The following is a 20,245-nucleotide window of genomic DNA, read 5'->3' as shown; positions in this document are numbered from 1 at the left end:
TTTTCCGTCAAGTTCCGCAGCAGAGACACAAAAGCTCCACACAGACCTCACTATGTGACCCGATGGATGAGGCGACGACCGGCGTCTAGGGGGGCGGCGGCGTGAGCCATGGGGTGGGAAGCTCCCTACGAGCTCCACCCCTGCCCTTGGGAGGGGATTTCACCGAATGAAGCGGACCATACGCACGACGGCACTGGCAGTGGGGGCGCTCCTCGCCTCGGTCGGACTGCCGGCCGGTGCGGCCCACGCCGACACCGCCGCTCCGCGCGTCGACCTGCGCGTGCTGGTGGTGAGCGACGGCGGGCCGTCCACCGATGCCATAGCCGCCGAGCTGGCGACCGCCGGAACGCCCTACACGAAGATCGACTTACAGAGCGCCACCAGACCCGTGATCAACGCGGGCTTCCTCGCGGACACCGTGGACGGCCGCCCCCGCGCCAAGTTCCAGGCCGTGGTCCTGCCGAGCGACAACCCGTTCCCCGCCGGCTCCGCCGAGATGGCCGCGCTGGCGACCTACGAGCGGACCTACGACATTCCGCAGGTGGATGCCTACACCTACGCCCGCCCCGAGGTCGGACTCCAGTACGCGGTCGGCACCGGCTACGCCGGCAGCCTCGACGGCACCCGCGCCGAGGTGACCTCCGCCGGTCTGGCCGGGCCCTTCGGCTACCTCGACGGCGGCGTGCCCTTCGAGGACAACTCCCCCACCGTGGGCGAGTCCTACGCCTACCTGTCGACGCCGGCGCCGGGCGCCGACTTCACCCCCTACGTCCAGGCGACGATCCCGGGCCGCTCCACCAAGGGCTCGCTGGTGGGCGAGTACCGGCACGACGGACGCCGCGAGCTGGTCGTCACCTTCGTCTACAACCAGTACCAGCAGCAGTTCCGGCTGCTGGCCCGCGGCATCGTGGAGTGGATGACCGGCGGGGTGCACCTGGGCGCCGGCCGCAACTACTTCGCGGTCCACGTGGACGACGTCTTCGCCGCGGACGACCGCTGGGACACCGAGCTGAACTGCACGCCCGGTGACGTGGACTGCCAGCCCGGCGAGGGCGGCACACCCAACCCGATCCGCATGCTCCCGGCCGACGTCGACTACGCCGCCGCCTGGCAGAGCAGCCGCGGCATCACCCTGGACCTGGCGTACAACGCCTCCGGCAGCGTCGACCACCGCGAGGACAACAACGGCGCCGACCCGCTCGCGGACAAGCTGATCACCGACCGGAACGCCTTCCGGTGGATCAACCACACCTACACGCACGCCTTCCTCGGCTGTCTCCAGGACATCAGCGTGGTGCCGTGGAAGTGCGTCACCGACCGGAACGGCGCCACCCAGTGGGTCAGCCGCTCCGCGATCTCCGACGAGATCGCCCTCAACCGGACCTGGGGCCAGACGGCCCAGCTCCCCCTGCAGAACGACGAGCTGGTCACCGGTGAGCACTCGGGGCTGAAGCTGTTCCCGCAGCAGCCGGTGGACAACCCCAACCTCGGCCCGGCCCTCACCGACCACGGCATCGCCTGGCTCGGCTCGGACAACTCCCGCGACCCCGAGCAGCGGACGGTCGGCTCCGCCACCACCGTCTCCCGCTACCCGATGAACGTCTTCTACAACGCGGGCAAGGCCGCCGAGCAGGTCGACGAGTACAACTGGATCTACACCAGCCGCGCCCAGGGCGGCAGCGGGATCTGCGAGGACAACCCCGCCACCTCCACCTGCCTCTCCGCGCCGCTGAACACCGCCACCGGGTACGCTGACTACATCGTGCCGCTGGAGACCCGGATCGCGCTCGGGCACGTGCTCGCCAACGACCCCAAGCCGCACTTCATCCACCAGTCGAACCTGGCCGAGGAGCGCATCGCCTACCCGGTCCTCGACGGTGTCCTGGGCGGCTACGACAGCCTCTTCGCGGCCAACACCCCCGTGGTCAACCTGCGGATGAAGGACATCGGCGTCGAGCTGAAGCGCCGCTCCACCTGGAAGACGGCCGTCGACTCCGGCCAGGTCACCGCGTACCGCATCGGTGACGCCGTGACGGTGCAGGCCCCCGCGGGCACCGCGGTCCCGGCCACCATGCCCACCGGTACCGTCAACGGCGGTTCAGGCTTCGGCTCCGCCTACGCGGGCACCCTCTCGGGCTGGACCTCCCCGGCGGGCGGCACCCTCTCCCTGACCCTGCCGACGTCCGCCGCCGGTCCCTCCGCACTCGCCGCCCCCGGCGGCACGGCCGCCCCGACGCCCGCGGCTCCCCGCACGCGCGTCCCGGCAGGCGTGACCGAACAGGTGCCGTACGGCGCTCAGCGCTGAGTCGCGGAACCGATCACCCCACACCCGGCCGTGGAGCACATCCATGCACGTTTCCCACGGCGCGCGGCGCCCCGGCGCGCCGCGCGTCACCCTCCTCACCGAAGGCACCTACCCGCACAGCCACGGCGGTGTGAGCGTCTGGTGCGACCAGCTCGTGACCGGCATGCCGGACATCGGGTTCGACGTCATCGCCGTCACCGGCACCGGCCGTGAGCCGGTCGTCTGGAACACGCCAGCCCACGTCTCCCGGGTCGTGTCCGTACCCATGTGGGGGCCCGCGCCGCAGGGCCGGGCCCCGCGCGGCCGGGCGGGCAACCAACTGGCCGCCGCCTACGAGCAGTTCGTGATGTCACTGCTGGACCCGCGGGCCGAGTCCGGGTTCGGCCCCGCGCTGTACCGGCTCGCGGACGCCGCCGCGGAGGGCGGGCTCAGCCCGTTCCTCCGCGGCGACCGGGCGATCGGCGTCCTCACCTCCGTCTGGAACCGGCCGGGGCTGGCCGTGCGGGAGGCCCGCCCCACCCTGCACGACGCGGTCACCGCGACCGCGCTCCTGGAACACGCGCTGCGTCCGCTGGCCGCGCCGCCACCCGAGCACGGGGTGGCGCACGCGGTCAGCGGCGGTGTGGCCGTGCTGCCCGGGCTGGCCGCGCTGGAACGGCACGGTGTGCCGCTGCTGCTCACCGAGCACGGCGTCTACCTGCGCGAACGCTATCTGGGCTATCGCACCGCCCCCTACCGCTGGCCGGTGAAGGCACTGGTGCTGGGCTTCTTCCGGCTGCTGGCCGAGGAGACCTACCGACGGGCGGCCCTGATCACCCCCGGCAACCGCTACAACCGGCTCTGGGAGGAGCGGGGCGGCGCCGCCCCGGACGCCATCCGGACCGTCTACAACGGGGTGGACCCCGCCGCCTTCCCGCCCGCCGGACCGGAACCGGAGCGGCCGGTGCTGAGCTGGGCCGGGCGGGTCGACCCCATCAAGGACCTGGAGACCCTGATCCGCGCCTTCGCCCAGGTGCGGTCCCAACTCCCCGATGTACGACTGCGGTTGTTCGGCGGAACCCCGCGCGGCGGCGAGGCCTACCGGGAGCGCTGCGAGGCGCTGGCGGAGCAGCTCGGGCACGGCGACGCGGTCACCTTCGAGGGCCGGGTCGACGACATCAAGGACGCCTACGCGGCCGGCAACGTCGTGATGCTCTCCAGCATCAGCGAGGGCTTCCCGTTCACCCTGATCGAGGCCATGTCGTGCGGCAGGGCAACGGTGTCAACGGACGTCGGCGGCGTCCGGGAGGCGGTGGGCGACACCGGGCTGGTGGTCCCGCCCCGCGACCCGGCCGCCATGGCCTCGGCGGCGCTGGAGCTGCTCGGCGATTCCGTGCGGCGCCGCGCCATGGGCGAGGGCGCCCGACTGCGGGTGATCGAGCAGTTCACCCTCCGGCAGACCATCGACACCTTCCGCTCGATCTATCTGGAACTGTCCGCGTTCGGCGCACCGACGACCGGAGCGGCCATCGTGACGCGGGAGTTCGCCTCCTCGGTGAGGAGTGCGACCGGATGAGCGGCCCCATGCCGCTGGAACCCGGCGGCGCGGAGCAGGACACCCTTGCACTGCGGCTCGCCGACCAGCGCACCCTCACCCTGCACCTGCCGGACCAGCACACCCTGGCACTGGTCCGGCCCGGCGAGGCGGTGCGGCGCGAGGCGGTGGACCGGCTGGCCGCCGACCTGGCCGACCGCATCGCCCCCGCCGTCCACGCCTACGAGGTGGCCGCCCTGCTGGAATCCGAGGGGCTCACCGGGGAGGTGATCCGGGAACGGTACGGGCACCGCGATCTCTTCTCGCTGGCGGAGGCGCTGTACACGCGCATACCCCGCCGGTTCCCGGAACCGCCGCTCCCGGCCGACCCCTGGCGGCCCGACCACGCGCGCTGCGCGCTGCGCGGCGCCCTGTTCGCGCTGCCCGGTCTCGCCTACGCGCTGGCCGGACGGCTGCTGCCGTCCGCCGGAGTGGTGACGGCGCTGGTGACGGCAGGACTGGTGTCCTGGGCCTGGAACCAGGCCCTGGGCCACCGGGCGTATCTGCGGATGGCGGCCGGCCGCCGGGAGGCGGGCCGCACCCTGCTCAAGGGGGCGCCGCTCGGCGCAGCGGCGGCCGTCGCCGCCGGTGTCCCGCTGGCCGGGTCCGGTACCGCCGCCCTGGTCGTGGCGGTCCAGTCCGGGTACCTCGCGGCGGCCGGGGTGCTGCTGGTGCTGGGCCGGGAACGGCTGCTGCTGGCCGCGCTGGCCCCGGTGACCGCCGGCGCCGCGACGCTGCCCTGGTGGGAGCCGGGGACGGCGCTGCGCGCGGGGCTGCCGTTGCTCTCGCTGCTCGGCGCCCTGGCCGCGGCCGGCTGGGCGCTGCGCACCGTGCTGGCCGAACCGCCGGTCCCGGACGCCGCCCGGCCGAGGCTGCTCCAGTCGCTGCCGTACGGGCTGTTCGGGCTGGCGGCCGGTTCGCTGGTCTTCCTGATGGGCCGGCAGTTCCCGTGGGCGGTGATCGTGCTGACCGTGAGCATGGGCCCGGCCGAGTGGCTGCTGTACCGCTACCGGGGACTGTCCGTGGCCGCGCTGCGCGCCACCGCCACCCCGGCCGGCTTCCGGCTGCGCTCCGCCGCCGTCCTCACCGGCTGTCTGCTGGTGTACGCCGGGCCGCTGGTCCCGGTGGCGCTGCTGGTCGACGCCGATCCCACCACCCTGGCCCTGCTGGCGGCGGCCCTGTGGGTGTCACTGCTGCTCCAGGCGTTCGGCACGGCCTGGCCCCCGGCCGCGCTGTGCCTCGCCGCCGCGGCGGGCGCGGCCGCGGGGGTGCTGTCGGGCCCCGCTTCCGGGGCGGCCACCGTCCTGGCGCTGTGCTGCGGCGCGGCGGCGCTCTGCCTGACGGCGCTCGCCGTGCGGACCCTAGGGCGGCCGGCCGCCCATGCCTGATCCCGGGCGCCCCCGCGCGCCCCATCCCGCCGAGCCGGCGCCCCGCGCCGCGGGACCACCGGGGCGCCCCGTCCCGCCGTCCTCCCGGGCCGCCGGTCCCCGCGCCCCCGCACCGCCCTCCGTCGTCCGCGGGCACCGCCGGCCCCCGTGCCCGGTACCGCCCGCGGCCCCGGGTCCCCGCGCCCGGCGCACCACCGACCGTCCCCGCGGCCCGTCCCCACCGCCCGCCGCACCACGAGGCGTCACGCCGTCCTCTCCACCGACCCGCGTCCCGGACCACCGCGCCGGGAACCGGCCCCGGCCGGTTCCCGGTGGCGGGGCACCGGGCTGCCCCGCCGCGCCGCCGCCTCCCCGTCCCCTTCCGTCCGCAGCACGTCCCGTCACCGATCGAAAGGATCACGCGTGACCTCCGCACCGCTCGCCGCCGTCACCGGAGCCGAGGGCTTCATCGGCTCCCACCTCACCGAGGCGCTGGTCGCCTCCGGATACCGGGTCAGGGCCATGGCCCAGTACAACTCCTTCTCCTCCTACGGCTGGCTGGAGACCCTCTCCCCCGAGGTCCTCGACCAGGTCGAGATCGTCCTCGGCGACGTCCGGGACCCCGGCTCCGTCGGCCACCTCGTGGAGGGCGCCGAGTGCGTCTACCACCTGGCCGCGCTCATCGCCATCCCGTACTCCTACCGCGCTCCGCACAGCTACGTGGACACCAACGTCACCGGCACCCTCAACGTGCTGGAGGCGGTGCGCGCCCAGGGCACGCCCCGGCTGGTGCACACCTCGACCAGCGAGACCTACGGCACCGCGCAGACCGTGCCGATCACCGAGGACCATCCGATCAACACCCAGTCGCCGTACGCCGCGTCGAAGGCGGGCGGGGACCGGCTCGCCGACAGCTACCACGCCAGCTTCGGCACCCCCGTGGTGACGCTGCGGCCGTTCAACACCTACGGCCCCCGGCAGTCCATGCGGGCCGTGATCCCCACCGTCATCGGCCAGGTGGCGTCCGGGGAGCGGACCATCACCCTGGGCGACCTGCGGCCCACCCGCGACTTCATGTTCGTCAAGGACACCGCGCGGGCGTTCCTCGCGGTCGGCACCGCGCCCGCCGACCGGGTGGTGGGCCGCACCCTCAACGCGGGCACCGGCGGCGAGATCTCCGTCGGCGACCTCGTCGCGCTGATCGGCAAGGTGATGGACACCTCCCTCGACGTCCGCGAGGACGCCGAGCGGCTGCGGCCCGCGGCCTCAGAGGTGATGCGGCTGGTCGCGGACGCCACCCGGCTGCGGGAGGCCACCGGCTGGAGCCCCGGGCACGACCTGGAGCAGGGCCTGGCGCAGACGGTCGAGTTCTTCCGCGAGCCGGCCAACCTGGCCCGCTACAAGACCGGCATCTACAACATCTGACCACCACCGGCACTGAATCGAGGGGAATCCCATGCACGCAGTGATCCTGGCCGGGGGCAAGGGTGTCCGGCTGCGGCCCTACACCACGGCGCTGCCCAAGCCGCTCGTGCCCATCGGCGACCAGCACGCCATCCTGGAGATCGTGCTGCGCCAGCTGGCCGGGGCGGGCTTCACCGGCTGCACCATCGCCATCGGCCATCTGGGCGAGATCATCCGCGCCTACGTCGGTGACGGCTCCCAGTGGGGCCTGACCGTCGACTACTCCTCCGAGGAGAGCCCCCTGGGGACGATGGGGCCGCTGCTCACCATGCGCGAGCGGCTGCCCGAGCACTTCCTCGTGATGAACGGGGACATCCTGACCGACCTCGACTACGCCGACGTCCTGCGCCGGCACCGCGCCGAACGGGCGCCGCTGACCATCGCCACCTACGCCCGCAAGGTCCACATCGACTTCGGGGTGCTCACCACCGACGCCAGCAGGGTGGTCGGCTTCACCGAGAAGCCCAGCATGGACTACCGGGTCTCGATGGGCGTGTACGGTCTGTCCCGGGCCACGCTCGACGGCTACACGGCCGGACTGCCCCTGGGCTTCGACGAGTTGGTGCTCGACCTGCTGCGCGCGGACAATCCGCCGCACGCCTACGACTTCGACGGCTACTGGCTCGACATCGGCCGTCCCGACGACTACGACCGGGCCAACGCGGAGTTCACCAGCCGCAAGGCGCTGCTGCTCAAGGGAGCCTGACCACCGCATGCGCATTCTCGTCCTGGGGTCCACCGGCTACCTGGGCACCCATGTCACCGAGCGGCTGCGCGCCCTGCCGGGCGCGCGGGTGCTCGACGGCGGCCGGTCGCCCGACGCCGAGGTCCCCGTCGACCTCGCCACCGTCCCGGCGGAGCGGCTGGCCGCGCTGCTGGAGGCGGCGGCGCCCGACGCCGTCGTCAACTGCGCGGGCGCCGTCAGCGGTGACCCGGTCTCCCTCGCGGAGGTCAACGCCCGCGGCCCCGCCGTGCTCTGCGCGGCGCTGCGCCGGTCCCGTCCCGGGGCGCGGCTGGTGCACCTCGGCTCGGCGGCCGAGTACGGGCCCGGCGAGGGACGGGTGCCGACCGCCGAGTCGGCGCCCACCCGTCCCGTCACCGCCTACGGTGCCACCAAGCTGGCCGGCACGGTGGTCCTGACCGTGTCCGGACTGGACGCGGTGGTCCTGCGGGTCGGCAACCCGGTGGGGCCGGGCGCCCCGGCGGGCGGTCTGCCCGGCAGGGTCGCCGGGCTGCTGCGCGAGGCGGGCACCGGCCCGGAGGCGGTGCTCAGACTGGGCGACCTCTCGGCCTACCGGGACTTCGTGGACGTCCGCGACGTCGCGGGCGCCGTGGAGCGGGCGGTGACCGCCGACGGCCCGCTGCCGCGGGTGCTGAACATCGGCGGCGGGCGGGCGGTCCGGGTGCGCCGGCTGGTGGACACGCTCGCGGACATCGCCGGGTTCCGGGGCCGGATCGAGGAGCGGGGCGCCGGTTCGTCCCGCTCGGACCAGGTGTCCTGGCAGTGCTCCGACATCGGCGCCGCCCGCGAGGCCCTGGGCTGGCGGCCCGCGCACACGCTCGACGAGTCCCTGGACGCGCTGTGGTCGCACCGCCCCGTACCGGCCGCCGAGCCCGCGGACGAGGGCCGGGCGTCGTGAGCCTCCTCGTCCCGCTGTACGTCCATCCGGCCGAGGACCCCGGCGCCTGGCACCGGCTGATCACCGCCGCGGACCGCACCTACGCGGTGGTGCTCAACCCGGCCGACGGCCCGGGTGACACGCCCGACCCGGCGTTCACCGCGGCGGCCGGGGCGCTGCGGGCGGCGGGGGCCCGGCTGCTGGGCTACGTCGACACCGACTACGGCACCCGGCCGGCCCCCGACGTGCTGGAGGACCTGGCCCGGCACCAGCGCTGGTACGGGACCGACGGCTGCTTCCTCGACCGGGTCAGCGCGGCCGAGTCGGGGCTGGCGGAGTACCGGCGGCTGGTGCGGGCCCTGCGGCGGCAGGGCGCCGACCCCGTCGTGCTGAACCCGGGGGTCCACCCGGCGCCCGGCTACGCCCGGTTCGCGGATCTGCTCGTCACCTTCGAGGGCTCGTGGACGACGTACGTATCGGCGTTCAGCCGCCCGGACTGGACGCAGCGCCACCCACCGGAGCGCTTCTGCCATCTGGTGTACGGCGTGCCCGAGGCCCTGGCGCCGCTCGCCGTGCGCACGGCGGCCGAGCGCGGCGCCGCCGTCTCCGGTCCCGTGACCGGGGAACTGCCCAACCCCTGGGCCCGACTTACCCCCGTACTGACAGGAGTGCAGCGATGAACGCCCGGATCTGGTTACGCACGGCGCTGGGAGCCGCCCTGGCGGCCCTGGTGCTGGCGGGATGCACCGGAACGGATGACGGAACGGGCAAGGAGAGCCACCGCGCCGGGCACACCCCGGCCCCGGAGACCGGCCAACGGTCCGCCCTCTGGCAGCCCCGGCCGGGGCTGGCCTGGCAGTGGCAGCTCAACGGACCGGTCCAGGAGACGGCCGACGTGCCCGTCTACGACATCGACGGCTTCGAGAACTCGGCGGCCGACGTCGCCCGGCTCCACCGGGCCGGACGCAAGGTGATCTGCTACATCAACGTCGGCGCCTGGGAGGACTACCGGCCGGACGCCGGGGACTTCCCGGAGCGGGTGCTGGGCGGGACCAACGGCTGGGCGGGGGAGCGCTGGCTCGACATCCGCCGGGTCTCCGTGCTCCGCCCGATCATGGAGCGCCGCTTCGACATGTGCCGGGACAAGGGCTTCGACGCGGTCGAGCCCGATCTGGTGGAGGCCTACGGCAACAAGTCCGGCTTCCCGCTGACCGCCCGCGACCAGTTGGTCTACAACCGCATGATCGCCGACATCGCCCATGAGCGCGGGCTGTCGGTGGGGCTCAAGAACGACCTGCCGCAGATCCCCGAGCTGGTGAAGGTGTTCGACTTCGCCGTCAACGAGCAGTGCGCCGAGTACGGGGAGTGCGACCGGCTGACACCGTTCATCGAGGCGGGGAAGGCCGTGTTCCACGTCGAGTACTCCGGCACGACCCGGGGGTTCTGCCCCGAGGCGCGCAGCCTGGGGCTGTCCTCGATGCTGAAGAAGCCGGACCTGGACCCCTGGCGCAAACCGTGCTGATGGCAGGATGAGGTCATGAGCGTAGTCAAGATCAATGTGCTGACCGTCCCCGCCGAGCAGCGCGAGCTGCTGGAGCAGCGCTTCGCCGCGCGGGCCCACTCCGTGGAGAACTCCGACGGCTTCGAGTGGTTCGAGCTGCTCCGGCCCGTCGAGGGCACCGACCAGTACCTCGTGTACACGCGCTGGCGTGACGAGGAGTCCTTCACGGCGTGGATGGAGGGCCCCCGCAAAGAGGCGCACCAGGGCGGTGGCGACCGTCCCGGGCCCGCCGCGACCGGTTCCACGCTGTGGTCCTTCGAGGTGGCCCAGCAGGCGGCGCCGAAGGGCGAGTGAACGCGGAGGAGGCGGTGGTCACCGGCCCGAGGGCCCGGTGACCACCGCCTCCTTGCGTCTCCGCGTCCCCGCCGCGCTCAGGCGAGCTGGACGAGGAGGTCGCCGCCCTCCACCTGCTGGACGCGGTTGATGGCCAGCCTGCTCACCGTGCCGGACTTCGGGGCGGTGATGGCGGCCTCCATCTTCATCGCCTCGATGGTGGCCACGGTGTCGCCGGCGGCGACCTCGTCGCCCTCGGCGACGGCGAGGGTGACCACACCGGCGAACGGGGCCGCCACATGGCCGGGGTCGGAGCGGTCGGCCTTCTCGGTGACCGGGATGTCGGAGGCCGCCGCCCGGTCGCGCACCTCGATGGGCCGCAACTGGCCGTTGAGCGTCGACATCACGGTGCGCATCCCGCGCTCGTCGGCGTCGCCGATGGCCTTGAGCTCGATCAGCAGACGCACACCGGGTTCCAGGTCGACGCTGTACTCGGTGCCCGGGCGCAGCCCGTAGAAGAAGTCCTTGCTGTCGAGGACGCTGGTGTCGCCGTAGGCAGCGCGGTGGGTGTCGAACTCCCGGGCCGGGCCCGGGAACAGCAGCCGGTTGAGCGTCGCCCGGCGGTCCTTGGCGAGCCCGGTGCGGTCCTCCTCGCCCAGCTCGGGCACCGGGCGGGACCCGGCGCGTCCGCGCAGCGCCCGGGTGCGGAACGGCTCCGGCCAGCCTCCGGGCGGGGTGCCCAGCTCGCCGCGGAGGAAGCCGATGACGGAGTCGGGGATGTCGAAGCGGTCCGGCGACTCCTCGAAGTCCTCCGGCGCCACCCCGGCGCCCACCAGGTGCAGGGCCAGGTCACCGACGACCTTGGACGACGGGGTGACCTTGACCAGGCGGCCCAGCATCCGGTCGGCGGCGGCGTACATCGCCTCGATGTCCTCGAAGCGGTCCCCGAGGCCCAGCGCGATGGCCTGGGTGCGCAGGTTGGAGAGCTGCCCGCCGGGGATCTCGTGGTGGTAGACGCGGCCGGTGGGCGCGGCCAGCCCCGCCTCGAAGGGGGCGTAGACCCTGCGCACGCCCTCCCAGTACGGCTCCAGGTCGCCGACGGCCTGGAGGTCGAGACCGGTGGGCCGGGCCGTGTGGTCGGTGGCGGCGACGAGGGCCGACAGCGACGGCTGCGAGGTGGTGCCCGCCATGGAGGCCACCGCCCCGTCCACCGCGTCGGCGCCGGCCTGGATCGCGGCCAGGTAGGTGGCGAGCTGGCCGCCGGCGGTGTCGTGGGTGTGCAGGTGGACCGGCAGGTCGAACTCCCGGCGCAGGGCGCCGACCAGGGTCGCGGCGGCCGGTGCCCGCAGCAGTCCCGCCATGTCCTTGACGGCCAGCACATGGGCGCCGGCTTCCACGATGCGCTCGGCCAGCCGCAGGTAGTAGTCGAGGGTGTAGAGGCGTTCACCGGGGTCGGACAGGTCGGCCGTGTAGCACAGGGCCACCTCGGCGACCGCCGTGCCCGTCTCCCGTACCGCGTCGATGGCGGGCCGCATCTGGTCGACGTCGTTGAGGGCGTCGAAGATGCGGAAGATGTCGATGCCGGTGGCGGCGGCCTCCTGCACGAAGGCGTCGGTCACCTCGGTCGGGTAGGGGGTGTAGCCGACGGTGTTGCGGCCCCGCAGCAGCATCTGGAGGCAGATGTTGGGCACCGCCTCGCGCAGCGCGGCCAGCCGCTCCCACGGGTCCTCCGCGAGGAAGCGCAGGGCGACGTCGTAGGTGGCGCCGCCCCAGCACTCCAGGGAGAGCAGACCGGGCAGGGTGCGGGCGACGGCCGGGGCGACGGCGAGGAGGTCCCGGGTGCGGACCCGGGTGGCGAGGAGCGACTGGTGGGCGTCGCGGAACGTGGTGTCGGTGACGCCGATGGTCGGCGACTCGCGCAGCCGCCGGGCGAAGCCCTCGGGGCCGAGTTCCGCCAGGAGCTGCCGGGAACCGGCCGCCGGCTCCCCGGCGGGCAGCGGCGGCAGCTTGGTCAACGGGTCGATCAGCGCGGGGCGTTCACCGTGCGGCTTGTTGACCGTGACGTCCGCGAGGTAGGTCAGCAGCTTGGTGCCGCGGTCCGCGGACTGGCGGGCGGTGAGCAGATGGGGACGCTGCTCGATGAACGAGGTGGTGGCACGCCCCGCCTGGAAGTCCGGGTCGTCCAGCACCGCCTGGAGGAAGGGGATGTTGGTGGCGACGCCGCGGATGCGGAACTCGGCGACGGCCCGCCGGGCCCGGTTGACCGCGGTGGTGAAGTCCCTTCCCCGGCAGGACAGCTTGACCAGCATGGAGTCGAAGTGCGCGCTGATCTCCGTCCCGGCGTGGGTGGTACCGCCGTCGAGCCGGATGCCGGAGCCGCCGGGCGAGCGGTACGCGCTGATCCGGCCGGTGTCGGGGCGGAAGCCGTTGGCCGGGTCCTCGGTGGTGATCCGGCACTGGAGCGCGGCTCCGCGCAGGGTGATGTTCTCCTGGGCGAGACCGAGGTCGGCCAGGCTCTCCCCGGCGGCGATCCGCAACTGGGCCTGGACGAGGTCGACGTCGGTGACCTCCTCGGTCACCGTGTGCTCGACCTGGATGCGCGGGTTCATCTCGATGAAGACGTGGTTGCCCTCGCGGTCGACGAGGAACTCCACGGTTCCGGCGTTGCGGTAGCCGATCTGCCGGGCGAACCCGACGGCGTCGGCGCAGATCCGGTCGCGCAGCTCCGGGTCGAGGTTGGGGGCGGGGGCGAGTTCGATCACCTTCTGATGCCGGCGCTGCACCGAGCAGTCGCGCTCGAAGAGGTGGATGACGTCGCCCCGGCCGTCGGCGAGGATCTGCACCTCGATGTGGCGGGGCTCGACGACGGCCTTCTCCAGGAACACCGTGGGGTCGCCGAAGGCGGAGGCGGCCTCCCGGGACGCCGCCTCGATGGACTCGCGCAGCCGGGCGGGGTCCTCGACCCGGCGCATGCCGCGACCGCCGCCGCCCGCGACGGCCTTGACGAAGACGGGGAAGCCGATGCCTTCGGCGGCCCGGACGAGTTCGTCCACGTCGGTGGAGGGCGCGGAGGACCCCAGGACGGGGACCCCGGCCTCCCGGGCGGCGGCCACGGCGCGGGCCTTGTTGCCGGTCAGCTCCAGGATGTCCGCGCCGGGGCCGACGAAGGTGATACCCGCCTCCTCGCACGCCCTGGCCAGCTCCGGGTTCTCGGACAGGAATCCGTACCCCGGGTAGACCGCGTCGGCCCCGGCGCGGCGGGCGGCGGCGACGATCTCCTCCACGGAGAGGTAGGCGCGCACCGGATGTCCGGGCTCACCGATCTGGTAGGCCTCGTCGGCCTTCAGCCGGTGCAGGGAGTTGCGGTCCTCGTGCGGGAAGACGGCGACGGTGCGCGCGCCCAGCTCATAGCCCGCGCGGAACGCGCGGATGGCGATCTCGCCGCGGTTGGCGACCAGCACCTTGCGGAACATTGTCGATCCCTTCAGCCCTGCCGGTGACAAGGACATGGTGTCGTCGGCGCCGCCGGTACGCCATATGAGGCGGGCCACTCGCCCGGTGTGACCTGTGCCCCCTTTTGTCCCGGCGTTCCTCAGCGGACCTTGGCGTCTTTCTTAAGGCTCCTTGAAGAACGCCCCGTGGAAGCCGTATCGGCACGGTGCCCGTCCTAGGCTCTCGGCAACCCCCCACGGTCCCGGTGGGCGCGTCCGCGTCCACCGGGGTCCCCCGCGTCCCTCCCGTCCCCGCCCCCGTCCGTCTCTCCCCCGCCCCCCGTCCGTCTCTCCCTCGGCGCAACGCCCATACCCCCCTCCTCAGCGCTGCCCCTTCGTCCCTTCCCGTCGCCCGTTTCCCGCCCGCACCCCCGTCCCCCGCCGTCCGTCGAGCCGAGGTGTCCGTCGCATGGGTTCCCGCAGAGCCGTCCGCCCGTCCCGTTCCCACGCGCGCCCGAGGCGGCGGCCGGGACGGCGCGGGACCGCGCTGGCACTGAGCGCCGCCGTCGTCGCGACGGGCGCCGCGCTCACCCTGGCCGTGACCCGGGACGGGGGCGGCGGTCCGGCGGAGTGGGTCACCGCGGACGCCGTCGCCGGGGCGCCGGGCACCGTCGGCGGCCGGGACGCCACGGCGGCCCCGGTCCCGCCGTCCCCGCGGCCGGGTGCGTCGGCGTCCGGCGCGGACGGGAGCGCGAGCGGGGGCAAGGACAAGGGTGACGGAGGCGCGGGCTCACCGGGCGGAGCCCCCTCCCCCGGGGCGAAGCCCTCTCCTGTCGGCACACCCGGCGGCGACCCTGGGGCGCGCCCGTCGGCCACCGGCGGAGCCGCTCCGCCGGGCGCGTACGCGCCGCCCTCCCGACGGCCGTCCGCTCCACCGGCGAGCGGCGGGGGAAATGGGGGCCCCGTCGACGGAGCCGGGAGCGGAGGCGGGTCGGAGGGCAGACCGGGGACGGGCTCCGGCACCGGATCGGAGGCCCGGGACGGGGCGGACCGTGCCGGGGAACGGGTGCTGGTCCTGGTCAACGAGGAACGCGCCAGGGCCGGCTGCGCACCGGTCACGGCGAACGGACGGCTGGCCCGGGCCGCCGACGCGCACAGCGGCGTGATGGCCGCGAGCGGCGTGATGTCCCACACCGGACCCGACGGTTCGACCATGGCCGACCGGGTCGGGGCCGCCGGCTACGAGTGGGCCGCGCTGGGCGAGAACATAGCCCGGGGGCAGGCCGACGCCACCTCGGTGATGGCGGCCTGGATGGACAGCCCGGGCCACCGCGCGAACATCCTCAACTGCTCCTTCGAGGAACTGGGCGTCGGTGTGCGCATGGGGGACGGCGGGCCCTGGTGGACCCAGGACTTCGGCACGGGCCGCTGACACCGGGCCCGCCCGCGCCCTGCCCCACCCTGTCCCTGTCCCCGGCTCCGGCTCCGGCTCCGGCTCCGGCTCCGGCTCCGGCTCCGGCTCCGATGAGCCCACCCCCACGGGGGCACCGCTGGTCCGGGGCCCGGCGGCGGAGGGACGTCACCGCGCGACCTCCGGAGGGGGACAGTACCGGCGCGGCGGTCGGCCACGCCCGCCTGCCGACATCCGGCCGCGGCGGACCGGCGAACCAGCGGGGCCGTGCTCCCCGGTCGCCCGTCGGCGCCCACCGGGCGAACACGGCCCACCGAGCCGCCATCGCGGAAGCCGGGGTGCGGCCCCGGCGCGGAAGCCGACGTGCGGGGAGCAGCACTCCTCCACCGGCGTACCACGGGCCGGGACCCGTCAGGGCGTGTCGCCACCGCCGGTCATGTGCCGCCACCGCCCGTCAAGGCGTGTCCCCGCGCCAGTCGAAACGGCCCGGATCGCCCGGCCGGGGAGCGTACGCGGCCCGGCCTCCCGGCCCGTAGCGGCCCAGTTCCGTCACCAGCGACACCCCTCCGCCCCGTTCCTCCTCGGGTGTCTGCGTGATGTCCAGGAGCAGGCCGTCCAGCGGGCCGCCGATCAGCTGGGCGTAGCTCCGCCTGGCCCGTGGCCCCGGATCGTCGTGGTCGGCGCCGTACACCCGGCCCCGCATGAACTCCGCCTCATCCATGCCGACCAGCGTCGCACCCGCCACTGACAACGCCCCCGGACCGGCGTCGGGGTGCGGGTGGCGGCACGGCCGTCCCTTGCCGTGCCGCCATGTACCCACACCATCCGAATCAGCGAGTACCCGACGACCGCCGCTCCACACCTCCCGGCCGCACGGGGTGCCGTCCCGCCCCCGATCCCGCCCCGCGCACCGCCCGGGACACCCGCCCGGGCGGCGGAAGAGGCACCTCCGAGCCGGTCCGGAGGCGCCCCGGAAGGCGGGCCGCCGACCGGCCGGCCGGTCCGCGGCGGCGGCCGGTCGCACGGCCCGGACGCCGCCGGGGCCCCACCCGCCCCGTGCGCCCTCCCGCGCCACCGGCGTGCGCGTACAAGGCGCCGCGCGCGGTCTGTCCGATCCGACGGGTCGTCAATACCCTGTCCTGTAAAGGCCGTTGTCGACCGAGGAGCACCATGTCCACCAACACGCGGCGGGCCATCGACATCCTCTCCCCCGAGTTCGGGGCCGACCCCTACCCGGCGTACCGCGTGATGCGGGACAGCGCCCCCCTCTTCTGGCACGAAGCAACCCGGAGCTGGATCGTCTCGCGCTACGAGGACGTGGAACGCGTCTTCAAGGACCGCGACGGCGAGTTCACCACGGAGAACTACGACTGGCAGCTGGAACCCGTGCACGGCCGGACGATCCTCCAGTTGAGCGGGCGCGCGCACTCGGTGCGGCGCGCGCTGGTCGCACCCGCGTTCCGCGGGTCGGAGCTGCGGGACCGGTTCATGCCCGTGATCGAGCGGAACTCACGGGAGCTGATAGACGCCTTCCGGAACACCGGCCGGGCCGACCTCGTCGGTGACTACGCGACCCGCTTCCCGGTCAACGTCATCGCCGAGATGCTGGGCCTGGACAAGGCCGAGTACGAGCGGTTCCACCGCTGGTACACCTCGATCGTCGCCTTCCTGGGCAACCTCTCCGGCGATCCCGAGGTCGCGGCCGCCGGGCTGCGCACCCGGGTGGAGTTCGCCGAGTACATGGTCCCCGTCATCCAGGAGCGCCGGAGGAACCCGGGGGACGATCTGCTCTCGACGCTGTGCGCCGCCGAGATAGACGGCGTGCGGATGAGCGACGAGGAGATCAAGGCGTTCTGCAGCCTGCTGCTGTCGGCGGGCGGCGAGACGACGGACAAGGCCATCTCCGGCATCTTCGCCAATCTGCTGGCGCACCCGGACCAACTGGCCGCGGTGCGCGCCGACCGGACACTGATAGCCCGGGCGTTCGCCGAGACGCTCCGCTGGTCGCCGCCGGTGCACATGATCATGCGCCAGACGGCGACCGAGGTGTCGATCGCCGGTGGCACCATCCCGGCCGGTGCCACCGTCACCTGTCTGATCGGCGCGGCCAACCGCGACGAGCGCCGCTACCGGGAACCCGACCGCTTCGACGTGTTCCGGGACGACCTCACCACGACGACCGCCTTCTCGGCCGCCGCCGACCATCTGGCGTTCGCCCTGGGACGGCATTTCTGCGTCGGGGCGCTGCTGGCGAAGGCCGAGGTGGAGACTGGGGTCGGTCATCTGCTGGACGCGATGCCGGACGTACGGCTCGCCGAGGGGGCTGCGGTGACGGTGCGCGGGGTGTTCACCAGGGGCCCGCACACCCTGCCGGTGCGGTTCACCCCCGGCACGGCCTGAACCCCGGTCGGCCCCCGCGCTCGGACCGGTGCGCGCCGCTTCACCGGCACGGGGGACGTGACCGCCGGACCGGGGGACGGGACCGCCGGACCGGGCGGCGGGGGCCGGGGGATCAGGCGACCACCGACGGGGTGAACCGGGCGGGGAGGGCCGCCAGACCGCGCATCCAGATGGAGGGACGCCAGGTCAGCTCCCCCGGCTCCACCGCCAGCACCAGATCGGGCAGACGCTCCAGCAGCGTCTCGACGGCGGTGCGCGCGATGACGTCCGCGAGCAGCGGGGCCGGGTAGGGGCAGCGGTGCTCGCCGTTGCTGAAGGAGAGGTGGGAGGAGTTCTCCGCGCCGACGTGCGCCTCGGGCCAGATCTGCGGATCGGTGTTGGCCGCGGCCAGGCCGAGGACGAGGCAGTCGCCCGCCCGGATCTGCCGCCCGCCGAGCTGGGTGTCGTGCACGGCCCAGCGGCCGATGAAGTTCTGGGTCGGGGTGTCCAGCCACAGCACCTCGTTGAGGGCCTCACCGACGCTGAGCCTGCCGCCCGAGACGTTGAGCGCGAAGCGTTCGTCGGTGAGCAGCAGGCGCAGGGTGTTGCCGATCCAGTTGGCGGTTGGCTGCTGGGCGGCGGCGATCACGGAGATGAGGTCCTGGACGATCTCCTCGTCGGTGAGTCCCGCCGGGTGGGTCAGCATCCGGGAGGTGACGTCGGGGCCGGGCCGCTCCCGCTTCTCCCGGACCAGCCGGTGGATGCGCTCGCCGACACGGGTGTAGGCGGCCACGGGGTCGTCGCCGTCGGCGGCGTCCAGGGAGATCCGCAGGTCGTCGACGAGTTGCCGGGTGTCGGCGCCGCCGTGCGGCATGCCGCAGATGCGGACGGCGGCGCGCATCGGCAGGGCGTGCGCGTAGTCGCCCATCAGCTCGGCCTGCCCGCTGCCGGCGAAGGCGGCGATGAGCCGGTCGGCGAGGTGGCGGCAGTCGCGGGCCAGCTCGAACTGGTCGACGACCGCGAGGGCGCGGGTGATCACACCGGCCCGCCGCCGGTGCTCCTCGCCCTCGGCGAACAGCACCGACGGCTGGTGGCCGACATAGGGCAGGAGGGGCCAGTCGGCGGGGATGGAGTCCCACTGGTTCCAGCGGCGGGAGTCGCGGGCGAACAGCTCGTCGTGGCCGGTGACATAGCTGACCTCGGTGTAGCCGAGGACCAGCCAGGCGGGGATGCCGCCGTCGAGGAGCACGGGGGCGACGGTGCCGTGCCGGGCGCGCAGGTCGCGGTACAGCTCGGACGGTGTCTGCTGGTACTCCAGTCCGGCGAGGTGCACGGCGTCGCGGTGGGCGGGGCACTCCGGGGCGGCGGAACCCGCGGGGGCGGGACGGGTGTCGGTCACGATGCGCTCTCCTGCGCGAGGGCCTGTTGGTAGAGGTGGTCCACGAGGGTGACCAGGACGTTCTTGCCGGAGGCACGCACCCGCGCGTCGCAGTCGATCAGGGGGACGTGGTCGGGCAGGGCGAGTGCCCGGCGGATCTCGTCGAGGGGGTGGCGGGCGAGGTCCCCGTCGAAGCGGTTGACCGCGACCACGAAGGGGGTGCGGTGGTGTTCCAGCCGGTCTATCGCGTACCAGGAGTCGTCCATCCGGCGGGTGTCGACGAGGACGACGGCGCCGAGGGTGCCGGAGAAGAGACGGTCCCACAGGAACCAGAAGCGCTCCTGGCCGGGGGCGCCGAAGAGGTAGAGCACCATCCGGTCGTTGAGACTGATGCGCCCGAAGTCGAAGGCGACGGTGGTGGTGGTCTTGGCGGTGAGGCCGCCGGTGTCGTCGACGCCGACCCCGGCCTGGGTCATCACCTCCTCGGTGTTCAGGGGGCGGATCTCGCTGACGGAGCGGACCAGGGTGGTCTTGCCGACGCCGAAGCCGCCCACGACGACGATCTTCAGTCCGGTCTCGGCGGCGTCGGTGAGGGGCGTGCGGCCGCCGGCGGTTCCCCGGTTCTCAGAGGTTGCGGAGCCCATGGAGCACTTCCTTGAGGAGGTCGATATCGGGGTGCGACGCGACGGACTGCCCCAGGCGTGGATGGCGGGCGGTGATGGTGCCCATGGCGAGCAGGTCGCCGAGGAGGATGCGGATGACGGTGATCGGCAGTCCGAGTTCCGCGGCGACCTCGACGACGGCCGTCGGGTGGCGGCACAGGTCGAGGATCTCGGCGTGCTCGGACTGCATGCCGGCCGTGGGCGCGCATTCGCTGACCACCAGGGTGACGAGGTCGAAGGCGTCGTCGGCGCGGCTGCGTCCGCCGGTGACCGTGTAGAGCCGCTGGGGCTCGCCGGTGTCCACGGGTCTGCGGGTCACGTGGAGGTGCTCCGGGCGTGGCGGGGTTCGGCGCGCAGGTGGTCCCCGATCTGGTCGACCAGTTCGGTCATCTGGTGGCCGACGACGCCGGGGTCGGCGTCCTCGGCGGCGATGACGGCGAGGTGCGCGCCCTGTCCGGCCTCGACGATGAAGAGCAGGCCGCCGTGGAACTCGGTCATGGAGTGCCGGACCCCGCCGGTGCCGTTGCCGAACTCCACGGAGGCGCCCTGGGCGAGGGCCTGGATGCCGGAACAGATGGCGGAGAGCTGGTCGGCCTGGTCTAGGGCGAGGTGTTCGCTCCAGCAGAGTTTGAGGCCGTCCCGGGACAGGACCAGGGCGTGGCGGGTGTCGGGTGTGCGGTCGAGCAGGTTCTGCAGGAGCCAGGTGAGGCTGTTGTCGGTGGTCTGCATGACGGGTGGTGGGACGGTGGTGCGCGGGGCGGTCACCGGCCCGGTCCTCCATTCTCACGAGCGCGAAGGATGCGAGGGCTCCGGGGGACGGCC

At 73.8% G+C, this 20,245-nt stretch carries 17 protein-coding genes; 11 read left to right on the top strand and 6 right to left on the bottom strand.

Features of this window, described 5'->3' with window-relative positions:
• Nucleotides 1-166: 166 nt before the first annotated feature.
• The 9 genes from GTY84_RS02320 (at nt 167) to GTY84_RS02280 (ending at nt 10,183) form a co-directional block, all read left to right on the top strand.
• Nucleotides 167-2,305, top strand: a complete 2,139-nt coding sequence (locus GTY84_RS02320) for a hypothetical protein (protein WP_161224312.1) — start codon at nt 167-169, stop codon at nt 2,303-2,305.
• Between the two features lie 43 nt (nt 2,306-2,348).
• Nucleotides 2,349-3,860: a GT4 family glycosyltransferase PelF gene (pelF, locus tag GTY84_RS02315; protein ID WP_161224311.1), complete on the top strand. Its 1,512-nt coding sequence runs from the start codon at nt 2,349-2,351 to the stop codon at nt 3,858-3,860.
• Nucleotides 3,857-5,266: a hypothetical protein gene (locus GTY84_RS02310; RefSeq protein WP_161224310.1), complete on the top strand. Its 1,410-nt coding sequence runs from the start codon at nt 3,857-3,859 to the stop codon at nt 5,264-5,266. Before pelF ends, GTY84_RS02310 begins: the two co-directional genes overlap by 4 nt.
• Nucleotides 5,267-5,668: 402 nt before the next feature.
• Nucleotides 5,669-6,670, top strand: coding sequence for a GDP-mannose 4,6-dehydratase (locus tag GTY84_RS02305; protein WP_161224309.1), 1,002 nt, complete (start codon nt 5,669-5,671; stop codon nt 6,668-6,670).
• 31 nt (nt 6,671-6,701) lie between these two features.
• Nucleotides 6,702-7,415 carry a nucleotidyltransferase family protein gene (locus GTY84_RS02300; RefSeq protein ID WP_161224308.1) on the top strand — a complete coding sequence of 238 codons (714 nt, stop codon included), beginning with the start codon at nt 6,702-6,704 and terminating at the stop codon, nt 7,413-7,415.
• A gap of 7 nt (nt 7,416-7,422) precedes the next feature.
• Nucleotides 7,423-8,349: an NAD(P)-dependent oxidoreductase gene (locus GTY84_RS02295; protein WP_161224307.1), complete on the top strand. Its 927-nt coding sequence runs from the start codon at nt 7,423-7,425 to the stop codon at nt 8,347-8,349.
• Nucleotides 8,346-9,008 carry a spherulation-specific family 4 protein gene (locus GTY84_RS02290; RefSeq protein WP_161224306.1) on the top strand — a complete coding sequence of 221 codons (663 nt, stop codon included), beginning with the start codon at nt 8,346-8,348 and terminating at the stop codon, nt 9,006-9,008. Before GTY84_RS02295 ends, GTY84_RS02290 begins: the two co-directional genes overlap by 4 nt.
• Nucleotides 9,005-9,850: an endo alpha-1,4 polygalactosaminidase gene (locus tag GTY84_RS02285; RefSeq protein ID WP_161224305.1), complete on the top strand. Its 846-nt coding sequence runs from the start codon at nt 9,005-9,007 to the stop codon at nt 9,848-9,850. The genes GTY84_RS02290 and GTY84_RS02285 overlap by 4 nt, the downstream gene beginning before the upstream one ends.
• A gap of 15 nt (nt 9,851-9,865) precedes the next feature.
• A complete protein-coding gene (locus GTY84_RS02280; RefSeq protein WP_161224304.1) occupies nt 9,866-10,183 on the top strand; it encodes an antibiotic biosynthesis monooxygenase in 318 nt (105 codons plus the stop codon).
• Between the two features lie 77 nt (nt 10,184-10,260).
• On the opposite strand, the gene GTY84_RS02275 is transcribed toward GTY84_RS02280, so the two are convergent.
• A complete protein-coding gene (locus GTY84_RS02275) occupies nt 10,261-13,635 on the bottom strand; it encodes a pyruvate carboxylase (protein WP_161224303.1) in 3,375 nt (1,124 codons plus the stop codon).
• Between the two features lie 1,024 nt (nt 13,636-14,659).
• Between GTY84_RS02275 and GTY84_RS34835 the strand changes: the two genes are divergently transcribed.
• Nucleotides 14,660-15,025 (top strand): CAP domain-containing protein, encoded by a 366-nt coding sequence (locus GTY84_RS34835; protein WP_345943314.1) that lies wholly within the window; start codon nt 14,660-14,662, stop codon nt 15,023-15,025.
• A 433-nt stretch (nt 15,026-15,458) separates the two neighbouring features.
• Here GTY84_RS34835 and GTY84_RS02265 read toward each other — a convergent pair whose 3' ends face one another.
• Nucleotides 15,459-15,725 (bottom strand): hypothetical protein, encoded by a 267-nt coding sequence (locus GTY84_RS02265; protein WP_161224301.1) that lies wholly within the window; start codon nt 15,723-15,725, stop codon nt 15,459-15,461.
• A 449-nt stretch (nt 15,726-16,174) separates the two neighbouring features.
• Here GTY84_RS02265 and GTY84_RS02260 point away from each other — a divergent pair, with 449 nt between their 5' ends.
• A complete protein-coding gene (locus GTY84_RS02260; protein ID WP_161224300.1) occupies nt 16,175-17,404 on the top strand; it encodes a cytochrome P450 in 1,230 nt (409 codons plus the stop codon).
• A gap of 112 nt (nt 17,405-17,516) precedes the next feature.
• Here the strand turns inward: GTY84_RS02260 and GTY84_RS02255 are convergent, their stop codons facing one another.
• The 4 genes from GTY84_RS02255 to GTY84_RS02240 are packed head-to-tail and all read right to left on the bottom strand — an operon-like array spanning nt 17,517 to nt 20,152.
• Nucleotides 17,517-18,782, bottom strand: coding sequence for a cytochrome P450 (locus GTY84_RS02255; RefSeq protein WP_161224299.1), 1,266 nt, complete (start codon nt 18,780-18,782; stop codon nt 17,517-17,519).
• Entirely contained in the window at nt 18,779-19,405 is a 627-nt protein-coding gene (locus GTY84_RS02250) for an ATP/GTP-binding protein (protein WP_161224298.1), read from the bottom strand. The genes GTY84_RS02255 and GTY84_RS02250 overlap by 4 nt, the downstream gene beginning before the upstream one ends.
• Nucleotides 19,386-19,742: a DUF742 domain-containing protein gene (locus GTY84_RS02245; protein ID WP_161224297.1), complete on the bottom strand. Its 357-nt coding sequence runs from the start codon at nt 19,740-19,742 to the stop codon at nt 19,386-19,388. Before GTY84_RS02245 ends, GTY84_RS02250 begins: the two co-directional genes overlap by 20 nt.
• Entirely contained in the window at nt 19,739-20,152 is a 414-nt protein-coding gene (locus tag GTY84_RS02240; protein WP_161224468.1) for a roadblock/LC7 domain-containing protein, read from the bottom strand. Before GTY84_RS02240 ends, GTY84_RS02245 begins: the two co-directional genes overlap by 4 nt.
• Nucleotides 20,153-20,245: the final 93 nt, after the last annotated feature.

It is taken from the genome of Streptomyces sp. SID8352, assembly GCF_009862265.1.
Classification (GTDB): Bacteria; Actinomycetota; Actinomycetes; order Streptomycetales; family Streptomycetaceae; genus Streptomyces.
The sequence above is the reverse complement of the archived record's forward strand: the minus strand, read 5'-3'. Positions and strand labels throughout refer to the sequence as shown.